This window comes from Xanthobacter autotrophicus (genome assembly GCF_030015065.1).
Lineage (GTDB): Bacteria > Pseudomonadota > Alphaproteobacteria > Rhizobiales > Xanthobacteraceae > Xanthobacter > Xanthobacter autotrophicus_D.
On the sequence record NZ_JAIVFN010000507.1, the window covers coordinates 1 to 409 of the forward strand.

Annotated in this window: 1 protein-coding gene; it reads left to right on the forward strand. The window is 53.8% G+C overall.

The window, feature by feature from the left end; genetic code table 11:
• Positions 1-122: 122 nt before the first annotated feature.
• Positions 123-409 (forward strand): hypothetical protein (locus K9U40_RS24255; RefSeq protein WP_282892595.1); only part of this gene is annotated, 287 nt, incomplete at its 3' end.

The window sequence follows — 409 nt, forward strand, 5'->3', positions numbered from 1 at the left end:
CCTCGGGGGCATCCGCATTTGGGCGAAATGCTTCGAAAACTGAAGCTTTTCGCCCTAACTTTTTTTATCCGAACCGATAGTATCCCTGCACTGTTCGTTCGAATGTGCATGGAGAAATCAACGTGAAATGGGCAACGCCATTGGCGATAGTCGCATGCAGTCTTTGCTCTGCTTGCGTCCCGCGTTTCGTTGATGTTCCACCGGAGCCGACACGCACTGTCTGGGTTGAGCGCGAAGCCACCACCGTGCATTCGATGATTGGCAACTCGACGAGTCGCGAGATTGTCGAGATCGACACCGCAGAAAATCGATTTTTAAGCGCTGACGAGCGGGTGATTTGGCTTGCAGGGGTTGATCCTCAAAACAGCCGCTTCCAACGGATTCACCAGCGCGCGAGCGACCAATGGAC